The organism is Rhodococcus sp. NPDC059234, assembly GCF_042754225.1.
Classification (GTDB): Bacteria; Actinomycetota; Actinomycetes; order Mycobacteriales; family Mycobacteriaceae; genus Rhodococcus_G.
In genome coordinates this window covers 82,282-105,232 of record NZ_JBHZAH010000003.1, presented here as the reverse complement: position 1 = coordinate 105,232, position 22,951 = coordinate 82,282, and the positions used below count along the sequence as shown (strand labels likewise).

Annotated in this window: 20 protein-coding genes; 10 read left to right on the top strand and 10 right to left on the bottom strand. The window is 70.6% G+C overall.

All coding sequences use genetic code 11. From position 1 onward, the window contains the following. Nucleotides 1-176: 176 nt before the first annotated feature. Entirely contained in the window at nt 177-1,772 is a 1,596-nt protein-coding gene (locus tag ACFXGJ_RS01450; RefSeq protein ID WP_378615700.1) for a class I adenylate-forming enzyme family protein, read from the bottom strand. Between the two features lie 140 nt (nt 1,773-1,912). On the opposite strand from ACFXGJ_RS01450, the gene ACFXGJ_RS01445 reads away from it, so the two are divergent. Next, complete coding sequence (locus tag ACFXGJ_RS01445; RefSeq protein ID WP_378615698.1) at nt 1,913-3,484, top strand: class I adenylate-forming enzyme family protein; 1,572 nt, start codon at nt 1,913-1,915, stop codon at nt 3,482-3,484. 16 nt (nt 3,485-3,500) lie between these two features. Here the strand turns inward: ACFXGJ_RS01445 and ACFXGJ_RS01440 are convergent, their stop codons facing one another. Beyond that, nucleotides 3,501-4,088: a TetR/AcrR family transcriptional regulator C-terminal domain-containing protein gene (locus tag ACFXGJ_RS01440; RefSeq protein WP_378615695.1), complete on the bottom strand. Its 588-nt coding sequence runs from the start codon at nt 4,086-4,088 to the stop codon at nt 3,501-3,503. Nucleotides 4,089-4,243: 155 nt separating this feature from the next. Here ACFXGJ_RS01440 and bioB point away from each other — a divergent pair, with 155 nt between their 5' ends. The 3 genes from bioB (at nt 4,244) to ACFXGJ_RS01425 (ending at nt 6,172) form a co-directional block, all read left to right on the top strand. Continuing rightward, on the top strand, nt 4,244-5,257 hold the full coding sequence (gene bioB, locus ACFXGJ_RS01435; RefSeq protein WP_378615721.1) for a biotin synthase BioB: 1,014 nt from the start codon (nt 4,244-4,246) through the stop codon (nt 5,255-5,257). 16 nt (nt 5,258-5,273) lie between these two features. Further along, complete coding sequence (locus tag ACFXGJ_RS01430) at nt 5,274-5,519, top strand: hypothetical protein (protein WP_378615719.1); 246 nt, start codon at nt 5,274-5,276, stop codon at nt 5,517-5,519. Nucleotides 5,520-5,596: 77 nt separating this feature from the next. Further along, nucleotides 5,597-6,172, top strand: coding sequence for a DUF2567 domain-containing protein (locus ACFXGJ_RS01425; protein ID WP_378615693.1), 576 nt, complete (start codon nt 5,597-5,599; stop codon nt 6,170-6,172). On the opposite strand, the gene ACFXGJ_RS01420 is transcribed toward ACFXGJ_RS01425, so the two are convergent. Next, on the bottom strand, nt 6,131-6,943 hold the full coding sequence (locus ACFXGJ_RS01420; protein ID WP_378615691.1) for an SDR family NAD(P)-dependent oxidoreductase: 813 nt from the start codon (nt 6,941-6,943) through the stop codon (nt 6,131-6,133). The genes ACFXGJ_RS01425 and ACFXGJ_RS01420 overlap by 42 nt on opposite strands. Nucleotides 6,944-7,070: 127 nt before the next feature. Here ACFXGJ_RS01420 and ACFXGJ_RS01415 point away from each other — a divergent pair, with 127 nt between their 5' ends. Next, a complete protein-coding gene (locus ACFXGJ_RS01415; protein WP_378615689.1) occupies nt 7,071-7,667 on the top strand; it encodes a TetR/AcrR family transcriptional regulator in 597 nt (198 codons plus the stop codon). Nucleotides 7,668-7,679: 12 nt separating this feature from the next. Here the strand turns inward: ACFXGJ_RS01415 and ACFXGJ_RS01410 are convergent, their stop codons facing one another. After that, the gene (locus ACFXGJ_RS01410; RefSeq protein WP_378615687.1) at nt 7,680-8,387 is read right to left on the bottom strand and encodes an NUDIX domain-containing protein; all 708 of its coding nucleotides are present in this window, start codon (nt 8,385-8,387) and stop codon (nt 7,680-7,682) included. Between the two features lie 97 nt (nt 8,388-8,484). On the opposite strand from ACFXGJ_RS01410, the gene nadA reads away from it, so the two are divergent. The 3 genes from nadA to nadC are packed head-to-tail and all read left to right on the top strand — an operon-like array spanning nt 8,485 to nt 11,941. Further along, entirely contained in the window at nt 8,485-9,516 is a 1,032-nt protein-coding gene (gene nadA, locus ACFXGJ_RS01405; protein ID WP_378615685.1) for a quinolinate synthase NadA, read from the top strand. Continuing rightward, nucleotides 9,516-11,078, top strand: coding sequence for an L-aspartate oxidase (locus tag ACFXGJ_RS01400; RefSeq protein WP_378615684.1), 1,563 nt, complete (start codon nt 9,516-9,518; stop codon nt 11,076-11,078). Before nadA ends, ACFXGJ_RS01400 begins: the two co-directional genes overlap by 1 nt. Beyond that, nucleotides 11,075-11,941 carry a carboxylating nicotinate-nucleotide diphosphorylase gene (gene nadC / locus ACFXGJ_RS01395; protein ID WP_378424932.1) on the top strand — a complete coding sequence of 289 codons (867 nt, stop codon included), beginning with the start codon at nt 11,075-11,077 and terminating at the stop codon, nt 11,939-11,941. The genes ACFXGJ_RS01400 and nadC overlap by 4 nt, the downstream gene beginning before the upstream one ends. On the opposite strand, the gene ACFXGJ_RS01390 is transcribed toward nadC, so the two are convergent. From ACFXGJ_RS01390 to ACFXGJ_RS01370, 5 genes are read right to left on the bottom strand one after another with little or no spacing between them, the layout of a single operon-like run. After that, the gene (locus tag ACFXGJ_RS01390; protein WP_378615683.1) at nt 11,878-13,851 is read right to left on the bottom strand and encodes an MMPL family transporter; all 1,974 of its coding nucleotides are present in this window, start codon (nt 13,849-13,851) and stop codon (nt 11,878-11,880) included. The two genes, nadC and ACFXGJ_RS01390, sit on opposite strands and share 64 nt — an antisense overlap. Nucleotides 13,852-13,858: 7 nt before the next feature. Next, a complete protein-coding gene (locus ACFXGJ_RS01385; protein WP_378615681.1) occupies nt 13,859-14,644 on the bottom strand; it encodes a thioesterase II family protein in 786 nt (261 codons plus the stop codon). Then, complete coding sequence (locus ACFXGJ_RS01380) at nt 14,641-18,957, bottom strand: type I polyketide synthase (protein ID WP_378615679.1); 4,317 nt, start codon at nt 18,955-18,957, stop codon at nt 14,641-14,643. Before ACFXGJ_RS01380 ends, ACFXGJ_RS01385 begins: the two co-directional genes overlap by 4 nt. Next, nucleotides 18,954-19,238: an acyl carrier protein gene (locus ACFXGJ_RS01375; RefSeq protein ID WP_378615677.1), complete on the bottom strand. Its 285-nt coding sequence runs from the start codon at nt 19,236-19,238 to the stop codon at nt 18,954-18,956. The genes ACFXGJ_RS01380 and ACFXGJ_RS01375 overlap by 4 nt, the downstream gene beginning before the upstream one ends. A gap of 51 nt (nt 19,239-19,289) precedes the next feature. Next, nucleotides 19,290-21,023: a fatty acyl-AMP ligase gene (locus ACFXGJ_RS01370; protein WP_378615675.1), complete on the bottom strand. Its 1,734-nt coding sequence runs from the start codon at nt 21,021-21,023 to the stop codon at nt 19,290-19,292. A gap of 346 nt (nt 21,024-21,369) precedes the next feature. Between ACFXGJ_RS01370 and ACFXGJ_RS01365 the strand changes: the two genes are divergently transcribed. Further along, nucleotides 21,370-21,783 (top strand): VOC family protein, encoded by a 414-nt coding sequence (locus ACFXGJ_RS01365; RefSeq protein WP_378615673.1) that lies wholly within the window; start codon nt 21,370-21,372, stop codon nt 21,781-21,783. A 1-nt stretch (nt 21,784) separates the two neighbouring features. Here ACFXGJ_RS01365 and ACFXGJ_RS01360 read toward each other — a convergent pair whose 3' ends face one another. Next, nucleotides 21,785-22,420, bottom strand: a complete 636-nt coding sequence (locus ACFXGJ_RS01360) for a LysE family transporter (RefSeq protein WP_378615671.1) — start codon at nt 22,418-22,420, stop codon at nt 21,785-21,787. 53 nt (nt 22,421-22,473) lie between these two features. Here ACFXGJ_RS01360 and ACFXGJ_RS01355 point away from each other — a divergent pair, with 53 nt between their 5' ends. After that, nucleotides 22,474-22,950 carry an SRPBCC family protein gene (locus ACFXGJ_RS01355; RefSeq protein ID WP_378615669.1) on the top strand — a complete coding sequence of 159 codons (477 nt, stop codon included), beginning with the start codon at nt 22,474-22,476 and terminating at the stop codon, nt 22,948-22,950. Nucleotide 22,951 lies beyond the last annotated feature (1 nt).

The following is a 22,951-nucleotide window of genomic DNA, read 5'->3' as shown; positions in this document are numbered from 1 at the left end:
GGGCCGCGGCCGCGTGGCGATCACGGTCCCCGGTTCCGCCCCCGCGCCCGGTGTCGCGGCGGCGCGCCCGGCCACGGTCAGTGTCGCCGCGCCCCCCACCGCGGCGACGCCGGCACGCAGCGACGCGACCATCACCCCATTGTGTCCGCCCCCGCGCGGTCACGGGTGGATTTCGGTCAGTCGGCGAACTGCGAGCGGAGCTCGTGCTTACGGGTCTTGCCGGTCGCGGTCTTGGGCAGTGCATCGACCACGACGACGCGCTTGGGCACCCGGAATCCGGCGAGGTGGGTCTTGGCGTGGGCGATGACCGTCGCCTCGAACTCGGCGTCGACGGCGTCCGGGTCGGTCGGGACGACCACCGCACACACCGCCTCGCCCCAGCGGTCGTCCGGTACGCCCACGATCGAGCACTCGGCCACCCCCGGAGCGCCGGTGACGACTCGTTCGACGTCGACGGAGGAAACGTTCTCGCCGCCGGACTTGATGATGTCCTTGAGCCGGTCGGTGAACCACACGACCCGCTCGTCGTCGAGGTGCCCGATGTCGCCGCTGTGGAACCAGCCGTGCGCGAACGACGCCCGGTTGGCCTCCGGGTTGTTCCAGTAGCCGCTGGCCACGTGCGGGCCCCGGTAGACGATCTCGCCGGATTCGCCTTCCTGGACGAGCTTTCCGGCGGGATCCATGATCCCGGTCTCGACCGTGGCCGTCGCGGGACCCCAGGAGTCGGCCTTGGTGTGTCGGTGCTCGCTCCACTGCAGGACGGTCGCCGGCACCACCTCGGTCTGCCCGGACCCCAGGATGACCGCGGCGTTGGGGAACAGGTCGTCGACGCGGTCGAGCAGTTCGCCCGGCATGGGTGCCATCGCGTAGACGGCGCGGCGCACCGTCGGCAGGCCGCCGGCCTCTCCGCGCGCGGCGAGCAGGGCGCGGTACATGATCGGCAGCAGCATCAGGTGGGTGGCGGAGTGCTTCTCGATGTCGGCGAGAATCGAAGCCGGGTCGAACTGTGCGTGCAGCACCACGGTGCCGCCGGTGAACAGGACCGGCAGTACCAGGGTGTTCAGTGCGGTGGTGTGGAACAGGGGCAGCACGTTGACCAGTGTGGACGGGTCCGAGCCCCAGCTGTGGCCGGTCTGCAGTGCGTTGGTCATCCCCGCGATCAGTACCGAGACATGACTGACGAGAACACCTTTGGGTCGGGAGGTGGTCCCGGAGGTGTACAGGCACTGGACCGTGTCGCGATCTTCGACGATCACCTCGGGGCGGTCGACGGAGCCGCGCGAGACGAACTCGTCCCAGCTGCAGCTCCCGGCCGGGGCGTCCGCGACGTCTCCGACGACGACGATCGTGAGCTCGGGGTGCTCACCCGCGAGGAACGGGGTCAACAGCGGCAACGCCACGCGGTCGGCGACGATCGTCGTGACACCGGCGTCGCGCAGGATCCAGGCGATGTCGTCCGGGGTCAGGGCGATGTTGACGGGCAGGGCCACCAGCGCGGACTTGGCGCAGCCGAAGTAGGTCGCCACGAACTCGAACGAGTTGCGCATGAGCATGGCCACCGGTTGCTGGCGCTGCAGGCCGGTGCCCAGGAGGGCGTGGGCGAGGGCGGAGGACTTCTCGTCGAGCTCGCGGTACGTCGCCAGCCGCGAACCGTCGGCGATCGCGGTTCGCGCGCCGAACATCTGGGCCGAACGGGTGAGGGCATCGCCGACGGCCACGCGGGTGGCGAGGTTGACGTCCAGTGGAGCAATGCCGGTGAGATCGGGCTGCATGGGACTCCTGAAAGTGGTGACCGTCACATATGTGGGGCGACGGTAGCAGCGCCGAGAAAAACAAGCAAGCATGCTTGCTTATCCGGTCGGGGTTCGCATACAGTGGCGCCACTTCCCTGGCGACTGATCGGAAATCCCTGATGGACAAAGGAATTGGCAACGAATCGACGATTTCCGCGCAACTTGCGGCCAGGGTCGCGACGGCTCCCGATGCGACGTTCGTCCACTTCGGCGGCGAGGCGATCAGCTACGCCGAGATCGATTCGCGGTCGGACCGCGCCGCCACCGGCTGGCTGCGTCTGGGACTCGGCCACGGCGACCGGATCGCGATCGCGGCGACGAACTCGCCGGACTGGATCGTCGCGCACCTGGCTGCGGTAAAGATCGGGGCGGTGCTGGTCACCCTCAACGTCGCCTACCGCGAGCGCGAGTTCATCCACATGCTCACGCAGTCGGGGGCCCGTGCCCTGGTCTGCGACGCGGAGGCGAACGGATTCGAGTTCGGGCCCTTCCTCGACCGGCTTCGTCCCGACATCCCGACGGTCGAGCACCTGGTGTTCATCGGTGGTGACGAGGTCCCGGGAGGCAGGCGCTGGGCCGACCTCGCGGCAACCGATCCCGATCCGGCGCTGCTCGCGGGCGCGGCGGAGGGCGTCCGACCTGCGGATCCGGCGGTGATTCTCTACACGTCCGGAACGACCGGGACGCCCAAGGGGGCCACCATCACTCACGCCAGCCTGCTCGCCTCGGCCGCCGCGCAGGTGGAGCGGTTCGAGCAGACGGCCGCGGACGTGATTCTCGGCGTGATGCCGTTCAATCACGTCGGGGGGTTGACCTGCACGCTGGGCTCGACCCTGGTCACCGGCGGCGCGATCGCGCTGCTGCCGAGGTTCCATCCGGACCTGGTGGTGGACGTGATGGCCGGCAGCGGGGTCACGATGTTCGTCGGCGTCCCGACCATGTACAAGATGGTGCTCGGTGCGGACTCCGCTGCGGGCGTGGACATGTCGAGCGTGCGCTTGTGTGTGGTCGGCGGGTCCAACCTCGAACCCTCCCTGGCCGAGCAGGTGGCGGCGAGATTCCCCGGCGTCCGGATCGCGAACCTCTACGGCATGTCCGAGACGTCCGGCGCCTGCGTCATCTCGCCGCCGGGCGACTCCCTGGACATCGTCGGCCGCAGCATCGGGACCATGACCGGCGACTTCGAGGGTCGCATCGTCGACGACCGGAACACCGCGCTCGCCGCGGGCGAGGCCGGTGAGCTGCAGGTGCGCGGGGGGTGCGTGGCGGCGGGCTACTGGCAGCTGCCCGACGAGTCGGCCGCGACCTTCCTGCCCGACGGCTGGCTCGCGACCGGCGACGTCGCGTCGATGTCGGAGGACGGGCACGTCAGCCTGCTCGGCCGCCGGAAGGAGATGTACGTGCGGGGCGGGTTCAACGTCTACCCGGCGGAGGTCGAGAACGTGCTGGCCGCGGACCCGACGGTCGCGATGTGCGCGGTGATCGGGGTGCCCGACGAGACCTTCGGCGAGACCGGGTACGCCTTCGTGGTGCCCGCGCCCGGCGCCGCCGTGGACCGCGAGGCGCTGCTCGTGCGATGTCGGCGCGCCCTGGCCAAGTACAAGGTGCCCGACCGGGTCGAGGTGGTCGACGGCCTGCCGATGACGCCCGCGGGCAAGATCCGGAAGGTCGCACTGACGCCGCGGATCTGACCCGAGGTCGGGGCGACTAGTCCTGGATGGCCGCGTGCAGCCGGCTGCGCACGCCGTCCACGAACAGGCTCAGTCCGTAGTCGAAACGTGCTGTGCCGCTTGTGATGTCGTAGAGCGGGGACGCGTCCTCGGTGAGGGCGCCGTGGGAGTCCATCTGCATGCGCGACTGCTCGTCCATGGTCTGGCCGAGGATGTAGTACAGCAGGGTGTCGGCCGCGAGTTCGGATTCGTCGCCGGGCAGGCCGGCCGCGACGCAGGCGTCGGCGAGGGTGTCTCTGGCGTCGTTGGTGGCCAGGCGAGCCGAGTAGGACGCGGCGGCGAGCTCGGCGCCGTCGCGGTGCGCCAGCAGGGCGTCGCGGATACGGTGCGCGAACGCCGCCAGCCGGGCGTCCCAGTCGCGGGCGTCGAGCGGCGCCGAGACCCGGTCGAGCATCTGGTCGGTGATGGCGGCGAGCAGGGTCTGCTTGTTCGGGAAGTGCCAGTACAGCGCGCCGGGCTGCACGCCGAGCGAGGTTGCCAGGCGCCGCATGGTCAGGTCGCCGAGGCCGTACTCGTCGAGGATGGCGATCGCTCCGCCCAGGACGTCACCGCGTCGCAGTTGCACTGACTTGCTCTCCTCGGGTTCGGATCGGACCGCTGGTTGACACCATTTCACCACGACCCTAACCTGAACGCCGTTCAACTTGTACGGTGTTCAAGTCCGTGGTGTTCAAGTCTGCGATGGTTCACGTCGTGGCGCCCGCCCCCGAGGAGTTTGCAGTGACCCAGGCCCCCGTCCGCACCGACATTCTCGCGCTCGCGCGGGAGCAGGTCCTCGAGCGTGGCGAGGGCCTGACGCAGGAGCAGACCCTGCAGGTGCTGCAGCTGCCCGACGAGAGCCTCGAGGAGCTGCTCGGTCTGGCCCACGACGTGCGCATGAAGTGGTGCGGCCCGGAGGTCGAGGTCGAGGGCATCATCTCCCTCAAGACCGGCGGGTGCCCCGAGGACTGCCACTTCTGCTCGCAGTCCGGACTGTTCGCTTCCCCGGTCCGCGCCGCCTGGCTCGACATCCCGAGCCTGGTCGAGGCCGCCAAGCAGACCGCCAAGTCGGGTGCCACCGAGTTCTGCATCGTCGCCGCCGTCCGCGGACCGGACGAGAAGCTGATGGCGCAGGTCGCCGCCGGCGTCGAGGCCATCCGCAACGAGGTCGACATCCAGGTCGCGTGCTCGCTGGGCATGCTCAACCAGGAGCAGGTCGACCAGCTCGCCGCGATGGGCGTGCACCGCTACAACCACAACCTCGAGACCTCCAAGTCGCATTTCCCGAACGTGGTCACCACGCACACCTGGGAGGAGCGTTGGGACACCCTGCGGATGGTCCGTGAGGCCGGCATGGAGGTCTGCTGCGGCGGCATCCTCGGCATGGGCGAGAGCCTGGAGCAGCGCGCCGAGTTCGCGGCCAACCTGGCCGAGCTCGAGCCCGACGAGGTGCCGCTGAACTTCCTCAACCCGCGCCCGGGCACACCGTTCGGCGACCTCGAGGTGCTGCCGGCCTCCGATGCGCTGCGTGCGGTGGCCGCGTTCCGGCTCGCGCTGCCGCGCACCATCCTGCGCTTCGCGGGCGGTCGCGAGATCACCCTCGGCGACCTCGGCGCCAAGCAGGGCATCCTCGGCGGCATCAACGCCGTCATCGTCGGCAACTACCTCACCACGCTCGGTCGGCCCGCCGAGGCGGACCTCGACCTGCTCGGTGAGCTGCAGATGCCGATCAAGGCCCTCAACGACACCATCTAGGGTTGAGCACGTGACGATGCCGCAAGAGCTGAGCACTCCCGAGGTCGTCGACTTCCCGGAGCGCTACAACCCCTTCACCGGCCGCCGCGTCGTGCCGGGCGTCGACGACGCCGTTCCGGCTGCTGCGCAGCTCGGGCTGGAACCGCCGCGCTTCTGTGAGGAGTGCGGCCGACGGATGATCGTGCAGGTCAGCCCCGACGGCTGGTGGGCCAAGTGTTCCCGGCACGGAGTGATCGACTCGGTCGCGCTGGGCCAGCGTTGACCGTGCGGGCGCGGATCGCCACAAGGCCGAAGCTCGACCGCTGCGAGGTCAGAGCCTCCGCACGGACGGTCGTTGCGGTGGTCCTCGCCAGCGCGATCGGTGGCATCGGCTGGGGCATGCTCGTGCCCGCACAGCACTTCCTGGTGCTCTCCGGTGGTCGCGCCGCGTCGCTGACCTCCGAGAGCAACCACCAGTTCGACGCCGTCGCGCTGTTCCTGTGTCTCGGGCTGATCCTCGGCGTGCTCTCGGCGGTCGCCGCCTGGCTGTGGCGCTCCGTGCGCGGCGCCGTGGTGCTGGCCGGACTGCTGATCGGATCGGCGGTCGGAGCAGCGGCCGCGGCGGTGGTCGGGTTGGGCGTGGCCCGGCTCAGGTTCCCCGAGATCACCGACGTGGCGGTCGGGCAGATCGTGCCGGCCACGCCGAACATCGGCACCCCCATGGCGCTGATCGTGCAGCCGTTCGCGGCGGCCGTGGTGTACCTGCTCATGGTGTCGCTGAATCCGCGCGACGACCTCGGTACGGGGGCCGCGGACTCCGACCGCAGCCAGGACGAGGACGGTCAGGCCGGCGAGGATCGCCACGTCGGTGACCCCGTCGGCTCCGACTCCGCGTCACCGATCGACGGAAGCCCGCAGTCGCACGTCGCCGAGTAGCCGCGCCGACGCCATGACGCCGAGGCGCCGGGTGGCCAGGCGGGTACTGAGCGAGGTCACCCAGTTCGCGAAGCCGGAGACGACGCTGGGCGGCGAGCTGCGGCGGTCGAGCGCGCGGAACGTGGTCGCGACCACCTGCTGCGCCGTCTGCATGCGGCCCACCGCCGCGTCCTCGGTGCCGACCACGTCGAAGAACTCGGTCCGGGTTGCCCCCGGGCACACGGCCAGGACGGTCAGTCTCGTGCCGCGCGCCTCGGCCCACAGTGCCTCGGTGAAGCTGAGCACGAACGCCTTGGTCGCCCCGTAGACCGCCATCCCGGGGGTCGGCTGGAACGCGGCTGTGCTCGCGACGTTGACGAGCACGCCGCCGCCGTCGAGCAGGTCGGGCATGAAGGTGTGCGTCATGTCGACGAGCGTGTTCACGTTGAGCTGGATCTCGGAGCCGAGGCGCCCGAGGTCCGCGGACGCGAAGTCCCCGTGGGTGCCGAATCCGGCGTTGTTGACCAGCGAGCCGACCCGGATGCCGCGCTCGGCGAGTTCGCCGCGCAGTCGCGCGGCAGCCCCGGTGACGGCGAGGTCGGCGGGCAGGACCGTGACGGTCACGCCGTGGGCGCCACGCAGCTCGTCCGCGAGCAGCTCGAGTCGATCCGCCCGCCGGGCGACGAGGACGAGATCGGCGCCCCGCTCTGCGAATCGTCGCGCGAACTCGGCGCCGAGGCCGGCGCTGGCTCCGGTGACGAGGACGGTCGTTCCGGCTATGTCGATGGACATGTCTGCTCCTCGGAGTTGTGGATTCGCCGGCCGGTGGGTTCGCCAGTCGCGGCGGGGCTCGGGCGTGGCTCAAATGTAGTCACTGTCACCAATGTAGTCAATGACAACTTCTTGCTATCCTGGCGGCATGTCCGTCGACCAGCCGTACCACCACGGCAGCCTTCGTCAGGTGCTGCTCGCCAGCGCCGAGAACACCCTCGAGCGTGAAGGCGCGGACGGACTCTCGTTGCGCAGGCTGGCGCGCGAGGCGGGCGTCAGTCATGCGGCGCCGAGCAAGCACTTCCGGGACCGTCGGGCTCTGATGGACGCCCTGGCGGAGTCGGGCTTCCATCGGCTGACGGGGGCGCTGGCCGAGGCGGTGGCGGACGCGCGCCCGGACGCGCGCGCCCGCTTCGCCGCGTTGGCGGACGCGTACGTCGGCTTCGCGTCGGCGCACCCCGCACTGCTGGCGCTGATGTACGGGACCAAGCACGCGCCGGGCGCGCCGGAACGGTTGACCGCGGCCGGCCGCGAATCGATGGACCTCACCGTCCGCATCGTCACCGAGGCGCAGGAGGCGGGCGACATCGGGCCGGGGGATCCCGATCGGATCGCCCTGGTCGCGTTTGCGACGTTCCACGGCATTGCCACCCTCGCGGCGGGAGACATGCTCGACGGCGCCCCGGTCGACGAGGTGGTCAGGGCTGCGTCGGACCTGTTCTGGGGCGGTCTGGCCCGGACCTGACGGCTCTCGGGCTCAGGTCGGCGGGCGGAGGGCGGCGAACTCGTCGGTGACCCGCAGCCGCGACTCGGCGAACCGGTACAGCGCGGGCGGGCGGCCGCCCGACTTGCCGGACGGCGCCGTGGTGCCGGTCGGGGTGAGCACGCCGCGGCGCCCGAGCACGCGCTGCAGATTGGTCGCGTCGACCTGGTAACCCAGTGCCGCGCAGTAGATTTCGCGCAGAGTGGACATGGCGAACTCGTCGGGGGCGAGGGCGAAGGCGATGTTGGTGTACGAGAGCTTGGCTGCCAGTCGAGCCCGGGCGTGCTCGACGACGACGCCGTGGTCGAAGGCCGTCGGCGGCAGTGTGGAGACCGGGTGCCAGGCGGTGTCGGTCGGTAGGTCCGGGTCGGCGTCGAGGGGGACCAGCCCGAGGAAGGTCGAGGCGATCAGTCGCACCCCGGGCACGCGGTGGGGCTCGCTGAACACCGACAGCTGTTCGAGGTGCGCGACCTCGCGCACGTCCACCTTCTCGGCCAGCTGCCGTCGCGCCGAGGTGGTGAGGTCCTCGTCCTCGTGCAGGATCCCGCCGGGCAGGGCCCAGGTGTCGCGCTGCGGATCGAGTGCGCGCTGCCACAGCAGCACGCAGAGCTCTTCGCAGTTCTCGCCGCCGTCACCTGCGGGTACGGCGCGAACCTGGAACACCGCGGTGAGCACTTCGTGGAGAGTGTTACGATGGGGCACGTTTTCGATCCTAAGTCGAAAACCCCTCGATCGGAAATCCGGGCCAGCCCGCCCGGCATTTACAGCGAACGTGGATTCGCGGTGAAGGAGAACGGCCATGACATCAACGTTGTGGGCAGGTGCAGGTCAGATCACCGACGGTCCCGGTGGCTACACCGGCATCGAGGCCGGCCCGGAATGGGCTGCCGAGGTGCGGCGGCTGGCGAAGGAGCGCGGCGCGACGCTGTTGGCGCACAACTACCAGCTGCCCGCCATCCAGGACGTCGCCGACCACGTCGGTGACTCGCTGGCGCTGTCCCGGATCGCCGCCGAGGCCCCCGAGGACACCATCGTCTTCTGCGGTGTGCACTTCATGGCCGAGACCGCGAAGATCCTCAGCCCGGCCAAGACCGTGTTGATCCCGGACGAGCGGGCCGGCTGCTCGCTCGCGGACTCGATCACCGCCGACGACCTGCGTGCCTGGAAGGCCGAGTACCCGGACGCGGTGGTGGTCTCGTACGTGAACACCACGGCCGAGGTGAAGGGCCTGACCGACATCTGCTGCACCTCGTCGAACGCGGTCGACGTGGTGAACTCGATCGACCCCGACCGCGAGGTGCTGTTCCTGCCCGACCAGTTCCTCGGCGCGCACGTCAAGCGGGTCACCGGTCGGCAGAACATGCACATCTGGGCGGGCGAGTGCCACGTGCACGCCGGCATCAACGGTGACGAGCTGGCCGCCCAGGCGAAGTCGCACCCCGACGCCGAGCTGTACGTGCACCCGGAGTGCGGCTGCGCCACTTCGGCGCTCTACCTGGCCGGTGAGGGCATCGTCGACGACGAGAAGGTCAAGATCCTGTCGACGGGCGGCATGCTCGACGCCGCCCGCGCGAGCCAGTCGAAGCAGGTGCTCGTCGCGACCGAGGTCGGCATGCTGCACCAGCTGCGCAAGGCGGCGCCGGAGATCGACTTCCAGGCCGTCAACGACCGCGCGTCCTGCCCGTACATGAAGATGATCACCCCGGCGGCGCTGCTGCGGTGCCTCGCCGAGGGCAAGGACGAGGTGCACGTCGACGAGGCGGTCGCCGAGCGCGCCCGCAAGTCCGTGCAGCGAATGATCGAGATCGGCAACCCGGGCGGCGGCGAGTAATGTCGCCCGCCGGCCGGGCGAGCTGGGAGGCCACCGCCGACCTCGTGGTCGTCGGCGGCGGGGTCGCGGGCCTCACCGCGGCCCGCGCCGCCTCCCTGCGAGGCCTGAAGGTGCTCACCGTCAGCAAGGGCGGTCCGACCGACACCGCGACGCAGTACGCGCAGGGCGGCATCGCGGTCGTCGGTGACCTGCAGACGGACTCGATCGATTCGCACGTGGCCGACACGTGCGCGGCGGGCGCCGGACTGTGCGACGAGGACGCCGTGCGCTCGATCGTCGCCGGCGGCGCCGACGCCGTCGCTGCCCTCACCGACCTCGGGGCGGTCTTCGACCGCGGCCGCGACGGCGCGGTCTCCCGGACCCGCGAGGGTGGGCACAGCACCCGCCGGATCATCCACGCCGGCGGCGACGCGACCGGGGCCGAGGTGCAGCGGGCGCTCAACGCCGCCGGTCTGCCCGTGCTGTTCGGTGCGGCGGCCGCCCGGGTCGTGACCGACGCGCGCGGGGTGGTCGGTCTGCTCGTGCTCTCGGACAGGGGGCTCGGTGTCATCCACACCCCGTCGGTGCTGCTGGCCACCGGCGGGCTCGGCCAGCTGTACTCGTGCAGCACCAATCCGCCCGGTGCGACCGCCGACGGCATCGCGCTGGCGCTGGACGCGGGCGCGACGGTCACCGATCTCGAGTTCGTGCAGTTCCACCCGACCGTGCTCTTCACGCCCGGCGGTCTCGGCAGGCGCCCGCTGATCAGCGAGGCGGTCCGCGGCGAGGGTGCGATCCTGGTGGACGGCAACGGCGACTCGGTCACCGCGGGGGTGCACCCCATGGGCGACCTCGCCCCGCGAGACGTGGTCTCGCGCGCCATCGCGTCGCGGTTGCGTGCACTCGGCACCGACCACGTCTACCTCGACGCCACGGGACTCAGCGGATTTCCCGAGCGATTCCCGACCATCACCGCGTCCTGCCTGGCCGCCGGGATCGATCCGGCACACCAGCTGATTCCCGTTGCGCCGGCGGCGCACTACGCGTGCGGTGGCGTCGTGACCGACGTCCACGGCCGCACCGCGGTGCCGGGACTGCTCGCGGCGGGCGAGGTCGCGCGCACCGGGCTGCACGGCGCCAACCGGCTGGCCTCGAACAGCCTGCTCGAGGGCCTGGTCGTGGGGGAGCGGGCAGGGGCCGCGGCCGCGGAGCGTGCCGGACTCCGCGTCGAGATCGCCGAGGCGGTCGTCCCGGACTCGGTGCGCGCCGATCGTGACCGGGTGCAGGCGCTGATGACCGCGAATGCAGCGGTCGTGCGGGACGGCGACGGATTGTCCACGGCGGCAGCCGAACTCGACCAGGCCACGGTCGTGGCCGCGGCCTCGGTCGCCGACCTCGAGGACGGCGCGCTGACCGTGACCGCGTCGGCGCTGGTGCTGGCGGCGCGGGCACGGACCGAGAGCCGCGGCTGCCACACTCGCAGCGACTTCCCGCAGGCGTCCGAGGCGCAGCGCCGCAGTATCGCGGTGCGGATGACCGCCGACGGTGCACTCGAACTACCCGAACTGGTGACAGGAGCATGATGAGCACGCTGGCCGACGGCCTGGACCGCGACGAGATCACCGCGCTGGTGCGGGTGGCGTTGGACGAGGACCTCCGGTACGGACCCGACATCACCTCGGTGGCCACCGTCCCCGACGGCGCCGTGGCGAAGGCCTCGGTGGTCTCCCGCAGCGTGGGCGTGGTCGCCGGCGTCGACGTGGGTCTGCTGGTGCTCGACGAGGTCGTCGGCACCGGCAACTACGAGGTGCTGGGTCGGGTGCTGGACGGCGCGTCCGTGCGGCCCGGTGAGTCCGTCCTGACCGTGACGGCGCCGACCCGCGATCTGCTCACCGCCGAGCGGACCATGCTGAACCTGATGTGCCACCTCTCGGGCATCGCCACGGCCACGGCGCAGTGGGTCGCGGCCGTCGACGGCACCGACTGCAAGATCCGGGACAGCCGCAAGACCCTGCCGGGTCTGCGGTCCCTGCAGAAGTACGCGGTCCGGATGGGCGGCGGCGTCAACCACCGCATGGGCCTCGGCGATGCGGCCCTGATCAAGGACAACCACGTGGCCGCGGCAGGGTCGGTGGTCGCGGCGCTGAACGCGGTGCGGGCGGTCGCCCCGGACATCGAGTGCGAGGTCGAGGTGGACAGCCTCGCGCAACTCGACGAGGTGCTGGCCGAGAACGTCGAACTGGTGCTGCTCGACAACTTCGCGCTCTGGGAGACCCAGTCCGCGGTGCAGCGGCGCAACACGAGGTCGCCGCAGACCAGGCTCGAATCCTCCGGCGGTCTCACGATCGACGTGGCCGCGGACTACGCGCGGACCGGCGTCGACTACCTGGCGGTGGGCGCGCTGACCCACTCGGTGACGGTGCTGGACCTCGGACTGGACATGTAGGTCGGTGCCTCGCTCGGTCCGAATCGGGTGTGCAGGCGCCGCAGCGGGCGCGGCGCCCACCAGTTGAGGTCACCGGCTACCGCCATGAAGCCGGGAACCAGTACGCCGCGGACCAGGGTGGCGTCGACCAGCACCGCGAGCGCGGTGCCGATGCCGAACATCTGCATGAAGGACAGTCCGGTGGCGAAGGACAGCAGGGTGACGGTCAGCAGTGCGGCGGCGCTGCTGACGATGCGCCCGACGCGGCCGAGCCCGACGACCACGGCGTCACAGGTGTCGCACCCGCGCTCGCGAGCCTCCTTGATCCGACTGAGCAGGAAGATCTCGTAGTCCACCGAGAGGCTGAACGAGATGCAGCACAGCAGCACCGTCATGGCGATGTTCAGGGGCGCGGGTGTCGCGCCGGTGAGCGAGCTCAGGTGGCCGTCCTGGAAGATCCAGGCCATGGCGCCGAGCACCGCGGCGAGCACGAGGACGTTGAGCAGCAGCGCCTTCAGGGGTAGGACGACGCTGCCGGTGAACAGGAACAGCAGCACGAACGTCGCCGCGACCATGACCGCGAGCGCGAGCCCGAGCCGGCCGGTGATCGCGGAAATCCGTGCTGCCAGCGGCTCGACGGAGCGGCGTCCGTCGGCGGCGACCACGGTCACCGCGTCGGCCGAGACTCCGGAATAGTTCTCGCGCAGTGCGGTGGTGACCTGGCGCGCCGCGGAGTCCGCCGGCAGCGCCCGTTCGTCCGGAGTGGCGAACTGCGCGTGCAGGAACGGGACGCACATGACGATCAGCAACGCGACCACCGGCAGGCCGAACCGGACGGGCCTGCGCGTCACCGCCGCGGCGGTCCGGCGCCAGAACCGGGAGTCGGCGGTCAGGGTGTCGCGGCGACGCAGCACCGTCACCGAGTCGACGCGCGGTCCGAGCAGGGTCAGCAGTGCGGGCAGGATCACCACCGCGCTGACGGCGGCGACGGCGACCACCGCGATCGCCGCCAGCCCGACGGACCGGAGGAAGTAGGTCGGGAACACCAGCAGACCGGTCATCGCGACGGTGACGGTCGCGGCGCTGAACGCGATGGTACGGCCGGCGGTGGCGACCGCCTCGATCACCGCCTGGCGCGGCTCGTGACCGGCCGCCCGCTCCTCGCGGAACCGAGAGACCATCAGTAGCCCGAAGTCGATGGCCAGGCCGAGCCCGAATGCGGTGGCGACCGTGAGTGCGTAGACCGACACGTCGGTCAGCCTGGCCAGACCGAGCAGAACGAGCATCGTGGTCAGGATCGAGGCGATGCCGACGGCCAGCGGCATCAGGGCGGCCACGACCCCGCCGAAGGCCACCACCAACAGGACAAGGGTGGTCGGAAGCGCGATCGATTCCGCCAGCACCAGGTTCGAATCGACTCGACGGTCGATGTCCTCGCTGAGGCCGAGCCTGCCGCCCGCCCGCACCTCGACGACCGGATCGTCGGTGGGTAGTCGGTCGACGATGCGCGTGGTGGCCTGCGCGGCCTGTTCGGGCGTCCCGTCGACGTGCAGGAGCACCAGCGCGGACCGGCCGTCCGCGCCCCGGAGGTCGGGTGAGCCCGTCGACCAGTAGCCGGCCACCCGGGTGACGCCCGGTTCGGCGGCGATGTTCTCGGTGGTCCGGCGCGCGGCGGCAGCCACCTCCGGGGTGTCCACGCCGCCGGTCCGCGCGGTGACCTGCAGCACCAGGTTCGGCGTCGAACCGCCGAAGTTCTCGTCGAGAATCCGCTGGGCCGCAGACGATTCCGATCCCGGATCGTCGAATCCGCCGACCTTCAGTCGGGCGGACACCCCCGCGCCGAGCGTGCCCGCCACGACGAGCGCGGCGAGCGCCGCGAGAAGGACCAGACGCGGATGCGAGACGACGGTGGTGGCGAGACGCCGGAGCATGACTCGATCACTCCGCGACGTTCGTCGACGTGGTGCGCGAGTAGCGGCGTAGCAGTGGCCGCAGCAGGCGCAGAAGATCGTCGGGTGAGTTGTCGAGGTAGAAGTGGTCGCCGTGGAGGACGTGCACGCCCGCGAGATCGGTGGTGTGCCGGCTCCAGGCTCGCAGGTCGCGCTCACCGACGAGGGGGTCGGCATCGGCTCCGAACAGGTGCATCGGGCAGTCGAGCGGCGGCAGTCCCGGGTCTCGGTGGTCGGCGCACATCCGAAGGTCGTCCCGGATCGCCGGGAGCACAGCGCCGAGCAGGCCCGGCCACGAGACGATCTCGGCGGGAAGGCCTCCGATGGACGTGAGCAGCCGGGCGAGGGCGGCATCGTCCAGGTGGTCGACGGCGGGCAGCGGCGCGGGCAGATGCGGCGCCGCGTACGCAGAGAGGAGCAGCGCCCGGGGCATCGGCTGACCGGCCGAGCTGCGGCGGCACGCCAGTCGGAATGCGACGAGTGCTCCCATGCTGTGACCGAAGAAGGCGTGCGGGGCGCACAGGTGCTCGCCGAGATGAGTTTCGAGATCGTCGAGCTGCCGCTCGAGGTCGACGAACCTGCGGTGGGCGGTGCGACGACCCCGACCGGGCAGCTGCACCGGCACGACCGCGACATGGGGCCCGAGCGCGCGGCGCCACCGGTGGTACGTCGACGATCCGCCACCGGCATGGTGGAAGCAGAACAGTCGCAGCCGACCGTCGGCTTCGATTCCCTCGTCGAGGTAGGGGGTCAGCTCGGTCGTCGTCACGGTCATCGAGCGGCCTCGAGCAGTGCGAGTTCCTCGGTCGTGGTCTTGACCGCGTAGCGGATCTGGTCCTCGCTGTGGCAGGAGGTCACGAAGAAACGCAAGCGTGCCTTGTCCTCGGGCACTGCCGGATACAGGATCGGATTCACGTTCACTCCCCGCGAGAGCAGGGCCCGGGACAGCTTCAGGGTCGTCACCGAATCCCCTACGATGCACGGCACGATCGGGGTGTCGTGGCTCTCGCCGGTGTCGATGCCGGCCTCGACGGCCAGGTTCAGGAACAGTCGGGAGTGCCGGTGGAGACGGTCGAGCAGTTCGGGCTCGGCTCGCATCTGCCGCAGTGCGGCCAGGGCGGCGGCCGCGTTCGACGGTGTCATGCCGACGCTGTAGACGAACCCTGGGGTGGTGTACTTGAGGTAGCGGATCAGCTCATGGCTGCCGGCGACGTAACCGCCGCAGCCGGCCAGTGCCTTCGACATTGTTCCGGACCACAGCTCCACATCGCCGCGGTCGACGCCGAAGTGCTCGCCGATGCCGCCTCCGGTGGCGCCGAGGACGCCGATGCTGTGCGCCTCGTCGATCATCAGCATCGCCTTGTGCTTCTTCTTCACCGCGATCACGGCGGGAAGGTCGGGGATGTCCCCGTCCTGGCTGTACACGCCCTCGACGAGGACGAGAACCCGACGGTACCGCGGCCGGATCTCGGTGAGGATGGCGTCGAGGGCGCCGTGGTCGTTGTGCGGGAACGACCTTCGTGTCGCACCGGAGAGCGTGCAACCCTGCAGGATGCTGTCGTGGGCGAGGCTGTCGTGGATGACGAGGTCGTCGGGGCCGACGAGGTGGCCGATCACGGTCACGTTGGTCGCGTGGCCGCTCACCAGCGAGATGGCGTCCTCGGTGCCGAGCAATGCGGCGAGTTCGGCCTCGAGCTCCCCGTGCAGTGGCTTCTCTCCGGAGATCAGTCTGCTGGCGGAGCAGGAACTGCCGTAGCGGGCCACCGCGTCCTGCACCGCCGACACGACGCGCGGGTGACCGGACATGCCGAGGTAGTTGTAGCTCGAGAAGTTGAGCACTTCCTGCCCGCCGATGATCGACGTGTCCCGGGTGATCCCGTCGTTGACCAGGAAGTACGGGTTCGACAGTCCGTGTGCGTCACCGAGGGCCAATCGCTCTGCCATGGCCTTGACCTCGGGGAACTCCGCGACGAGGTAGCACTCGGCGGGTATTCCCGGCTGCGGGCTGTCCGGGCTGTCCGGGCTGTCCGGGCGGCCGGAGGGTCGCGGCGCCGCGGTGCCGAGCTGGGAGCGGACCAGGTCCTCGAGGTCGCCGAGGGTGCCGGTCGCGGAGAACCAGCCGCCGTCGACGATCAGGCCGGGGAGCGCCCGGGTCAGGCCCGCGGCCAGGTCGCTGACCATGATCGAGTCGAAGCCGAGGTCGCCGATCATGGTGTGGGCCGCACGCAGGGAGTCGATGGAATGGCCTGTCACCCGGGCGATCTCGGCGCGGACAGCCACGGTCACCGCGTCGTCGGTGAGTCGATGTCCGGTCGGTTCCGCGACCGACCGCGCCGGCGTGGCGGTGGCCGGCACGGCAGGGCTCACGACCGCCCCGCCGCGGGCGGCGGCCGACAGGAGGGCGTTCTGCTCGCGAAAGAGCTGGATCAGGCTTTCCATGGTCTTGTCCTCCGACACGGGGGGATTCGGTGACCGGTCGGGGACGGTGCTGTCGGCTCGGTAGCGGGGGCCGGTGTCGAACTCGTATCCGCCGACGGAGCGACGAACTCGCTGGCTCGGCTCGTACAGTGCGTTCCAGTTCGGGTCGTGGCCGTCCCGGTACAGGGCTGCGACCACCTCCATCAGTTCGCGTCCGGTCGCGTCCGGCCCAGGGCAGGGGACGAGACGGGGCACCGTCAGGTCGGGATGGCCGCGGGTGACCATCGCGGTGAGGGCGGGCCGCGGGCCGAGCTCGATCAGGTGGGTGGGGTCGGTCGTCAGCGCGGTCGCCAGCGTGTCGGCGAACGCCACGGGCCCGCGGATGTGATCGATCCAGTACTGCGCGTCCATCGTCTCGTCGACACCGATCAGCCGGCCCCGCACGGTCGAGTAGAGGGGAATGGCGGGTGGGGCGAAGGTGCAGGCGGCCGCGACGTCGGCGAAGGCCGCCGTCATCGGGTCCATCAACGGGGAATGGAACGCGTGGGAGACGGCGACGGGGCGTGCGGCCACAGCGCGCCGCGTCAGGTCGTCGGCGATCCGTCGGAGTGCCTCGCCGGCGCCGGAGAGCACGAGGTCCCGGGGACCGTTCACCGCCGCCACCGACACCAGTGGTTCCGCGGTGACCAGGTCGGCGACCTCGGCCGCGATCGCGCGGACGGCGAGCATGCCACCACCGGCCGGCAGCGCCTGCATCAGCCGCCCACGTGCGGCGATCAGTCGGCACGCGTCGCCGAGGTCGAACACCCCGGCGAGGACCGCTGCAGCGTACTCGCCGACGCTGTGACCGACGATCCAGGCCGGTTCGACGCCGACCTCGGTGAGCGTCGTGGCGAGTGCGTACTGCATCGCGAAGAGGGCAGGCTGCGCGTGCTCGGTCCGGTCGAGGTCGCCACCGCCAAGGACGAGTTCGCGCACCGAGCGCCCGAGGTGGGGTGCCATCCGCTCGTCCACCTCAGCAAGGGCCCGGCGGTAGCTTCCGCACCGCTCGTGGAGCGGCGCCGACATTCCCCGGTACTGGGAACCCTGTCCAGTGAACAACCATCCTGTGCTCACCGCGCGGGCGACTCCGGCCGCGGCGGAGAGCCGGGCGTCGTCGTTCGCCGTGGCGCGCAGATCTGCGACGGCCCGGTCCAGGTGCGTCGCCGCGATCGCAACGCGGTGGCGGCCGGACGACTTGATCTCGTTGCTGGACCAGCACAGCTGCGCGAGCCGTCCCGCCGGCTGCCCGGCGAGATGGTCCGCGAGGCGTGTCATGTTGCGTCGCAGCCCTTCTCGACTGGTCGACGACACCGTGACGACGCCACCGTCCGTGGATTCCGGGGCCGCCGGCCGGTCCGGTGCGCTCGCGAGGAGCATGTGCGCGTTCGTCCCGCCGAGGCCGAAACTGCTCACGCCGGCGTAGAGGGGATCGGGTGGCAGCGGCAGCGGCAGCGGCTCGGTGAGGAGCCGGAGGCCGTGGTCGTCGAGACGCAGGGTGGGGTTCTGCTGCTCGGCGTACCGACTCGGCGGCACCACCCGGTGGTGCAGGCTCAGCGCGACCTTGATCAGTCCGGCGATGCCCGCGGCCCCCTCGGTATGCCCGAGGTTGCCCTTGATCGAGCCGATCGCGCACGGCTGCGGACGTGGCGTGCCGTGCACGTGACCGAGTGCCTTGGCCTCGATCATGTCGCCGAGCACCGTTCCGGTTCCGTGGGTCTCGACGAAGGCGACCTGGTCGGGGCACACGCCCGCGCGCCGGTACGCCTCGGCGACGACCTGTTGCTGGGCCCACCGGCTGGGCGCGGTGATGCCGTTGCTGCGGCCGTCGGAGTTGACCGCGCTGCCCCTGATCACGGCGTACACCGGGAGCCCGGCGGATTGGGCGTCCTCCAGTCGGCGTAGGGCGAGCACGGCGACGCCCTCACCACGGCCGATGCCGTCCGCGTTCGCGCTGAACGGCTTGCAGTGGCCGTCCGGGGCCGAGAGCCCGGCCTGGGTGTAGAAGACGCTCAGGGCGGGGGTGAGCACGACGTTGACCCCGCCAGCGAGTGCCTGGTCGCATTCCCCGGCCTGGAGCGCGGCGCACGCCATGTGGACGGCCACCAGCGACGACGAGCAGGCGGTGTCGACGGCGACACTCGGGCCGCGCAGGTCCAGCTGGTACGAGACGCGGTTGGCTGTCATGAAGTACCCGTTTCCCGAACCGAGTTGGGGCGTGATCTTCGAGTAGTCGCGCATCTGCAGGTGAGCCCACTCGTTGGCCATGACGCCGACGTACACGCCGGTGTTCGACCCAGCCTGAGCGCGAGGGTCGAGCGTGGCGTCCTCCAACGCGCGCCAGGCGGCCTGGAGCAGCAGTCGTTGCTGTGGATCCATCGCCGCGGCTTCGCGTGGGGGGATGCCGAAGAACTGGTGGTCGAAGGCATCGGCGTCGGTGAGGAACCCGCCGCTGCGGGTGTTGACCGTGCCCGGCCCGCCCTCGGGGGAGTAGATCTCGGTCGTCGACCAACGCTCGGCAGGGACGTCGACGATGCCGTCCCCGCCGCTCATCAGCAGCGACCACAGCGCCTCCGGGTTCGGGGCCTGGGGGAAGCGGCAGTCGAGCCCGACTATCGCGATGTCGGTCATGACGCGGTCGCCGATCGGTCCGCGATCGCGTCGGCGACGAAGCCGGCGATCTGCGCGATCGTCGGGTAGTCGAAGACCAGGGTGGCGTCGACATACATCAGCCAGCGATCCTCGATCTCGCCGCACAGGTTCACTGTGGCCACGGAGTCCATCCCCATGACGGCGAGCTCAACCGTCGGGTCGACGTCCTCCGCGGGGAGGTCGAGGTGATCGGCCACCCGATCGGTGAGCCAGTGCGTGATCGGGGCGAGCGTGTCTGCGGTGGTCTGCGAGTTGTACATGGAGATCTCCTGAGGGTTCTGCGGCGGCGGGTGCTGGGTGTCGAAGGGGGGCTACACGGTGGCTCGCAGTCGTTGCACCGTCGGGGTGAGGTCTTCGTGCAGCGGCGTGAACGCGTCGGCCAGGAAGGACTTACGCATCGCCCGACGCTGCACCTTGCCGCTCGTGGTGCGGTGCACCCCGCGCCGGTCGAGCAGCACGACGTCGGGGGCGGGCACGTCGAAGTGCCGGGCCACGGCGATCTTGATCAGCGCCGCGAGGTCGGCAGGCGCGAGGCCTGCGAGCAGGCTCGTCCGCACCTCCTGGATCACCAGCAGCCGCTCCCGATCTCCGGTCTCGACCGAGAACGCCACCCCGGCGGCCGCTTCGAGTGCGGGATGCACCTCGCGGACGACCTCCTCGACGTCCTGCGGATACAGGTTGCGCCCGTTGACGATCAACAGGTCGGTCAGGCGTCCGGTGACGAACAGCTCGTCACGGTGCCGCAGACCCAGGTCTCCCGTACGAAGAAACGGACCCTCGCCGCCGAGGTGGGCGCCGAACCTCTCATCGGTCTCGTCGGGGCGGTTCCAGTAGCCGGCGGTGACGCTCGAGCCGCGGATCCAGACCTCGCCGACACGGTTGTCGGGCAGGGCGATTCCGGTGTCCGGGTCCACGATGCGGATGTCGAGGTCGCGCGGGCGGCCGCAGCTGACCAGCCGGACACCGCGGTCGCCGGTGCACGGCACGGCCTCGTGGTGCTCGAGGGCCGCCGCGTCGACGTCGATGGTCCGGGGCGGCGCGGCGATCTCGCCTGCCGTCGCGAGCAGGGTCACCTCGGCCATGCCGTACGCCGCCGTGAAGGCGGCCGCCGGAAATCCCGCGGTCCCGAGTCGGTCGACGACCGCGTCGAGGGTGCGTGAGCGCACCGGCTCGGCACCGTTGAGCGCGACCTTCAGCGAGGACAGGTCCAGTCCCGCCAGTTGCGCGTCGGTCACCCGCCGCGCCACCAGGTCGTAGGCGAAGTTCGGGGCGACCGTGAACTGGGCGCCGTGGCGGTCGATCAGCTCCAGCCAGCGGACCGGGCGCTTGAGGAAGGCGAGCGGCGACATCATGACGAGGTCGGCGCCGGCGTAGATCGCCGCCAGCATCCCGATCAGGCCCATGTCGTGGAAGTGCGGCAGCCAGCTGACCCCGGTCGACGAGTCGTCGATGCCGATCGCCTCGGTGATGGTCCCCTCGTTGTGCAGCAGATTGCCGTGCGTGACCACGACGCCCTTGGGTTCGCTCGTCGAACCCGAGGTGTACTGGAGGAACGCGACCGTGTCGCCGCCGAGTTCGGGCATCCGCCACGCGTCGGCGTCGCCGAGGCGGCCGCTGTCCGTGCTCACCCAGGACACCGTGCCGGCCCGCCCGTTGTCGCGAAGCCAGGAGGTCACGAGGTCGCCGACGCCGGACGTCGTGAGCACCATGCCGATGTCGGCGTCATCGAGCATGCCGGCCAGCCGCCGCCTGCTCTCCGCGTCGTGCGGTAGTGGAGCCGGGACGGCGACAACTCCCGCGTACAGGCAGCCGAGGAATGCGGGCAGGAAGTCGATCGCGTCGACGTACAGCAGCAGGACCGGTCGGTCCGCCTCCGGCTGCCCGCCGAGCCACGCCGCCGTGGCCCTCGCCCTCCGGTCCAGTTCGCGGAAGGTGTGGACCTCCTCGAACAGGTCGAGGCCCACCTCGCGGTAGTAGGTGTAGGCCCGACCGTCCCCGTAGGCGGTGGCCTGCATGCGGACGTATGAGACGAATTCGGTGTGCATGTGCGTTCTCCTCGGACGGTGCCAGGCGATCGTGAGTCGGCGGCGATTCCCCGTGAGGCGCTGCCCGGGGCCGCTGCGCCCCGGCGACGGTCGGCGGCTGCCGGTCGCGGCCAGCGGGGAGGACGCGGGCTCGTCGTCGTGGGTGCCCGACAATTCTCGGACGGCAGCGGACCCCGAGATAGGCACCCTAGGGAGGAGAAAGAGCCCTCCGCGGACGCGTTGGGCGGCGGCGGCGAGCAGGCTCTGCCTGCCGGAAGGGGCGTGTCGTCGTCGCTGTCGCGCGCTAGTCTTCAGTGGCGCAGCGGAGGCGATCACCGACGACGGTTTTCACGACAAGGAGATCCTCATGTCCTCTCGTCTCAACCCGTACATCAGCTTCACCGACAACGCCCGCGAGGCGATGGAGTTCTACCGCGGTGTCTTCGGTGGCACCCTCACGCTGAGTACCTTCGGCGAGTTCGGCGACGCGGAGGCCCCCGGCGCCGACAACATCATGCACGGCATGCTCGAGACGCCGGCCGGATTCACCCTGATGGGCGCCGACACCCCGCCGGGGATGGAACACAATCCGGGCACCAACATCGCGGTGAGCCTCAGCGGCGACGACGCCGACGAACTGCGTGGCTACTGGGCGAAGCTGGTCGACGGCGGCGCCATCGCGGTACCGCTGGAGAAACAGATGTGGGGCGACGAATTCGGCATGTGCACCGACAAGTTCGGGATCGGCTGGATGGTCGACATCGGCGCGCCGCAGGGCTGAGCTACACCGTCGTCGCGGCCCTGCCCACCAGCGACAGGAACGCGGCCGCGGTGAAGAACAGGCCGGAGAACACCCGGCCGGTGACTCGCTGCTGGCGTGGGGAACGCATGACCGTGAGCACCCGTGCGGCGAGGCCGGTGTAGCCGGTCATCACGATGACGTCGACGGCGATCATCGTGGCCGCGATGATCGCGTACTGCGGGACCAGCGCCGAGCCGGGGTCGAGGAACTGCGGCAGCACGGCGAGCATGAACACCACGGCCTTCGGATTGCTGGCGTTGACCAGGAATCCTCGGGTGACCAGCGCGACCGCGGATCCGCCGGGCTGATCCGTGTCCGCGGTGACCTCGGTGGGGGTGGCCCGCCACTGCCGGACGCCGAGGTAGAGCAGGTACGCGACGCCGAACCACTTGATCACGGTGAACGCGAGCGCCGAGCTCGCGAGCAATGCGCCCACGCCCGCCGCGACGATCACGATCTGCAACAGCAGGCCCAACTGCAGGCCGACGATGTTCCAGTACCCGCGGCGCAGGCCGTGGTTCAACCCCGCCGACATCGACGCGATGGCACCCGCCCCCGGCGACAGGCTGATCACCCACGCCGCGCCGAGAAACGCCAACCAGACCTGCCATGCCATGGGCCAGAGCCTATTGGTACCGCCGGAACGGGCCCCGGGCGTACCGTGACTGCATGGCGAATCCCGTCGAATCCGTCGATCTCGGACGCCGCAAGGTTGCCCGGCGCGCCGTGGTCGCCGCCGCCCCGGCTGACCTGTTCGACCAGGTAGCGGACCCGCGGAAGCACGCAGACCTGGACGGATCCGGAACCGTGAAGTCGACCGTCTCCGGCCCGCAGCGGCTCGCGCTCGGCGACAAGTTCTCGGTCGACATGCGGATGTTCTGCCTGCCCTACCGGATCACCAGCGTCGTCACCGCCTTCGAGCCGGACCGGCTCATCGAGTGGCGACACCCGTTCGGTCACCGGTGGCGGTGGGAGTTCGTGGACGTGACGGGCGAGGCGGGCGAGAGGCCGCAGACCGAGGTCACCGAGGTGTTCGACTACTCGACGTCCCCGATCGCCAAGGGCCTCGAACTGGGCCGGTTCCCCGGCAAGAACGCCGACGGGATCACGGCCACCCTGCTCGGCCTGCAGCGCCGGTACCGCTGAG